Raw genomic sequence first — 4594 nt, forward strand, 5'->3', positions numbered from 1 at the left:
CTCACTCACTCCCCCCTCTCCCCCACTCCCTACTCCCTACTCCCTACTCCCTACTCTTTACTCTTTACTCCCTACTCTTTACTCCCCACTCCCCACTCGCCCGCTCGCGACGGCTCGGTTATCGGTAAATGTTGAGAAAGCTGTTAACAGTAATAGAAACGGGAGTTCCCTTGTTAACCACAGCTACATTAGGGCGGTTTAAAAGTTCTTCAGTTGCTCTATCTGAGCGACTTTCCATCCGTTTTGCTAGGGGGCTGAAGAAGCCGTCGAGGACGGCTGACCAAATTTGGGGGTCTCGGCTTTCAACGGTGGTTGTACTGTTCCCAAACCCACCACTAATACTGCTAGAACTCCTGACTTTAGGCTCTGCGAACACTTGACCGACTCGTCCAACTCCCGACAGCACTGCGGTGAGGATATCCTGTCCAGCAACATCGGAACCTGGGTCGAAGTAGCCTGAAGCAATCAACGGCCCAGAGCCCTCTCCTGCAATCAAAATTGCGCCTTCTGGAATGGGCTGCTGTTTAATCTGACCGTTTCTATCAGAGTAGACGAGCGCCACAGCACTAGCTTGTACCATGCGATTGGTTTTGCTGACGTTGTTGGCTTTGGCAATGACAACTGTGCCGACAGGAAAAGCAATAGAGCCGTCAGTTGCCGTGAAGTCGGCTGTGAGAGTGACAGCAAATTTGTCGTAAAGCTGTTTGCCTGAGCCTTCATCCCACAACAGGGGAACCGAAACTACGCCGTTGACTGTGGTTCCAAGGGGAACCTGAGCTGTTTGCGGCGTGCGGTTGAGAATGCCTTTTGCCCCTGGGGAGTTTACTTGTTCTAGGGTTGGGGAATTTGTTAAGGCAGAAGCCTCTGGAGTAGCTTCTGGGGAAAAGGTTTGAAATTCTGTATCGGGGGGCAAGGACGTTGGACGAGTGTTCAGTCGAGTCGCAGTCTCGATTGGGTTATCGGTAGAATCGGAACTTGTTTGGGGGGAAAGGGCAGTCGGAGTTAATTGGTTAGTCGGGTTTTGGGAGTTGTCGGTGGTTTCGAGGCTGTCCTCTCCATAAGGAAACTCCGGGTGTAGCCTTTCCCCGCTGGCGTTATTTGGGTGGCTATATAGTTTTTCTGGGATTTGCTCGAAAGAAACGTATGAGGGTTGCGACTTTTGGTTGCCGATATTGACTGTTAGGAATTCAGTTGTTGGAGCTGGCTTTGTCAGAGCGGCGGCGGTAGCGCTTGTTGCCGCTGGAGTGCTTGGTGTTGCACTCACGGCATTCGCTATTCGGTTAGGGTCAAAATTTCCCCTAATTTGTCCGAGTTGGGCGAGTTGGTTCCACCGCTCAAACGGGTCGATTTTTTCTTCTGTTGGAGTTGGAATTAAAGGTGGGGGTATTAACGGTTTGGGTATGGGGGCTGGTGGGGGCGCGGGTGTTCTTTGCGGTATGGGTGCGGGTACTGTTACCGTCCGCACTACTGTTCGGGGTGCGGGTAGGGGTTCGCGTAGAGGAGTAGGTGGCGGTGTAGCGCTCCGGGTAGCGACTAGACGCGGAGTTCGCGGAGTTCGCGAGGCTCTTGACGGTTTGGGCGACGGTTCTGTTTTGGGTTTTGCGGTTTTTTGCGGTTTTTCGGCTAACAGTTTTTGTTGGTCAAGGTAAGCTAATTTAGCCAGCAACTCCGGTTTTTCATCTTTAATGGTGCCAGAAGAGCTTTCTTTTGGTGTTGATTGTGCGATAGGTTCGCGAGGTGATTTAGGCTTGATAAATTGCCAAATCAGCAGTCCTAGCAATAGTATTCCACCAGTCAACAGCAGCATTGTCACTGCTCTAGGAACGCCTCTTTCGGAAACAGGCGGGGGCAGTGGTCTTTCCTCATCTTGAGCGAGTTGATATTGAGTTTCAAGTGTTAGGGGTGCATTGGGGTCGAAATTAGCAATGAAGTTTTCATCAATATCATCGTCAGAAGGGGAAGGGTTGGGAGAGGGAGGGAGTGGGGGAGAGGAAGAGGGGGAGAGTGGGGGGTTTGTGTTGCTGCCGTCAGTTTTATTTGTCTCGACTGATGCACTCGCATGGTTATTCATACTTTTTGTTGTGTGGAAATTGGGGCTGTCGGGGCTGATACTCATTGGATTTTCGGCTGGTGGGGTTGTTGAATTATTCATGATTTGCTGATTAAAATTTTTGTGTTTTCAAACAACTTGAAAAACGAAAGATAGAAGATTGAGGAGCGAGGGGGAGAGAGGGAGAGAGAGGGAGAGTGGAAGAGGGGGGGAGTGGGGGAGTGGGAGATTGGGGGAGTGGGGGTGAAAAGTGATTAGAGGTATGCTGTAAATAGGAAGATTTCCCGTTTTTAAGTAGATTGCAGTAGATAGCAACTCTTTTCAATCAAAGGAATTAAAAACCTTAAGCTGCCGTGCATTAAATTTGCAGATTTGGTTGGTGTAATGGGTGGGAAAAACCGTCAATTATTCTCCCTCTCCCCGTCTCCGAATCTCCCACTCCCCCTCTCCCACTCCCCCCCTCCTCTACTCTTCCCTTCTATGGTTTGAATTCGACAATTCGGGAAATTTCTAATCCGGCTGCTCTCAAAGAGTGAATAGTCTTCTCTAATTCATTAGCGTTTTCTTTGAGAGGGGATTTGGGAATTTCTACGGCTTTGACGGTGAAAGTTCGATTAAACTGTTCTCGGCTTTCTCCAATGCCTTGCTCTAGCACTACGCGAGTAGCAATTACATCTATTTCCCAAACACCTCTTTTTATTTCTCTGGGTTCTGAGATGTGAGAGATATAGACTCCTGATCGGGTTTTTCCTGAATAGATGGTGTTGGGAACGAGTTTGGCAAGTTCAACAAGAGAAGCTTTACCAAACTCTGATTCCATCATCAAGGAACCCATCCAAGCAGTTGTAGGAACTTGGGTACTGCCTTTAACTTTAATGCCGGGGTCGGGGTCATTTGTGCCGGGAATTTTGCCTGACCAAGCCCAGGTTAAATTCACCCAACTGGATACAAAATTTTGGATAATTTTCGGCTCTCTGTACAGTTCATCTTGTTCTGCAATTCGTGCTGCGGTTCCGTCTTTTAACTGGACAAAGGTAACTTTTCTTTGAGATAAGGCTCTCAAACTGACTGTGTTAACTAAAACAGCAATTGTCAGGAGGCAAACAAAGCTTGTTAGCAGGACAAAGCACAAGGCTAAGGTGTTTTTAGATTCAGGGAGTAAGGGTTGTGATTGTGGAAATTTCATATTATCGAAGGGGATGGCGAGATGGGGGATAGAGAATAGGGAGATAGGGAGGAAATGGATTGGGAAACTGGGTTTGAGTAGTGAGTAACAACTCGGTTCGGTGAAGAAAAAGCTATCGGAATTTCCTTCCCCTAGATCAGTTTTCCAGCAATAACGCCGATCGCGTTACTGGCAATATCTGTAAGCTGTTTAGTGCTATTGGCGATCGCACTGTACAAAGCAGTTCCTCCACCCTTGGCTATTAACACGGCTAGAACGGGAGAAAAGACAGCTAAAAAGAATAAAAAGGCGATATCTGTAACTAACTCTGCATCGGATTTGACAATCACTACAGCGACTAATCCAACGACGATGTTGTAGCCCAATTGCACTCCAAATAACGACATAAATCCTATTAGCCAAGCCCAGATAGGTTTTCCTTGCAGTGGCAGCAGCGACAAGCCCATTGCCAGAGGTCCGAATAGAGCTGTTAGCAACAATGCTGCTTCTAAAATATTGACAAATGCCCACTGTACTGATCTAAGAATTAAGCGAATGATGGGCAAGACAGTAGACCTAAAAACTTGTCCTGCAAAATCGCCATTTCTTATATCCTGAAGATTGGCAACATTGCCTAAGTTTTCGACAAATCGCTGCAAGCTTTTGAGAGGTCCTCCATTTTGCTGTTCGGCTGCCTGGAGGATTTGTTGAGCGGGCTGTTTTTTGCTGTTCCAACATTCCACTAAAGCTGAGCCAACTTTGCCCTGACATTCGCTGTAGAGTTTTTCGATTTCTTCTTTTCCAGCACTGGTGAGGTTAACGTCGCTCAGGGCTGTTCTGAAGGTCATTTCTCCGACTTGAATTTTCATAATTTCTTGAACTTGAGTGCTGCCTACAACTTTGAGGAATTTGACGCTTTCAGCTAAGACTTTACCGTTGTTGCTGAGAAATACTACAATTACGAGTGGCCAGATAAACATGGCTACTAGCTCTGACCAAGACTGTTTTTCGATGATTTCTTTGCCACTGGTGACAGCGAGGTAAGTAACAGATATTCCCGCCAGGATTAGTCCTAGTTTGACTAAGGCAATCCAGAGAGAGGATTCTTGAGTGTTAAAGGTGTTAAACCAAACTAAATTCCACGATTCGACGGTTTTTTGAGAGACTTCTATGGCATCAGATAGAGTGTCCAGGGCTTGTCCTGCTGTGCTAGTTTGGGCGATTAGTTGTGTCAGCATTTTTGGAAGGGGAGGGGGAAGGGGAAGGGGAAGGAGAGAGGGAGAGTGGGAGAGTGGGAGAAAGAGAAAGAGGGTCAGAGTCATAATAAGAGAGAAAGAGACAGAGTCACAATGGGAGACTAATAGAAAGAGAGTATAAAA

Annotated in this window: 3 protein-coding genes; all 3 read right to left on the reverse strand. The window is 47.4% G+C overall.

What is annotated here, in order from left to right; genetic code table 11:
* Nucleotides 1-118 precede the first annotated feature (118 nt).
* Nucleotides 119-2152 (reverse strand): hypothetical protein, encoded by a 2034-nt coding sequence (locus E5S67_RS31085; RefSeq protein ID WP_172193199.1) that lies wholly within the window; start codon nt 2150-2152, stop codon nt 119-121.
* 376 nt (nt 2153-2528) lie between these two features.
* Entirely contained in the window at nt 2529-3182 is a 654-nt protein-coding gene (locus tag E5S67_RS31090; RefSeq protein ID WP_246277076.1) for a hypothetical protein, read from the reverse strand.
* A 185-nt stretch (nt 3183-3367) separates the two neighbouring features.
* Nucleotides 3368-4453, reverse strand: coding sequence for a hypothetical protein (locus E5S67_RS31095; RefSeq protein ID WP_172193203.1), 1086 nt, complete (start codon nt 4451-4453; stop codon nt 3368-3370).
* Between the last annotated feature and the right edge of the window lie 141 nt (nt 4454-4594).

It is taken from the genome of Microcoleus asticus IPMA8 (genome assembly GCF_013179805.1).
Classification (GTDB): domain Bacteria; phylum Cyanobacteriota; class Cyanobacteriia; order Cyanobacteriales; family Microcoleaceae; genus Microcoleus; species Microcoleus asticus.

Excerpts from the sequence above, each read along its gene's own strand:
- E5S67_RS31085 (WP_172193199.1), bottom strand. The coding sequence starts at position 2,152 with ATGAATAATTCAACAACCCCACCAGCCGAAAATCCAATGAGTATCAGC.
- E5S67_RS31095 (WP_172193203.1), bottom strand. The coding sequence starts at position 4,453 with ATGCTGACACAACTAATCGCCCAAACTAGCACAGCAGGACAAGCCCTG.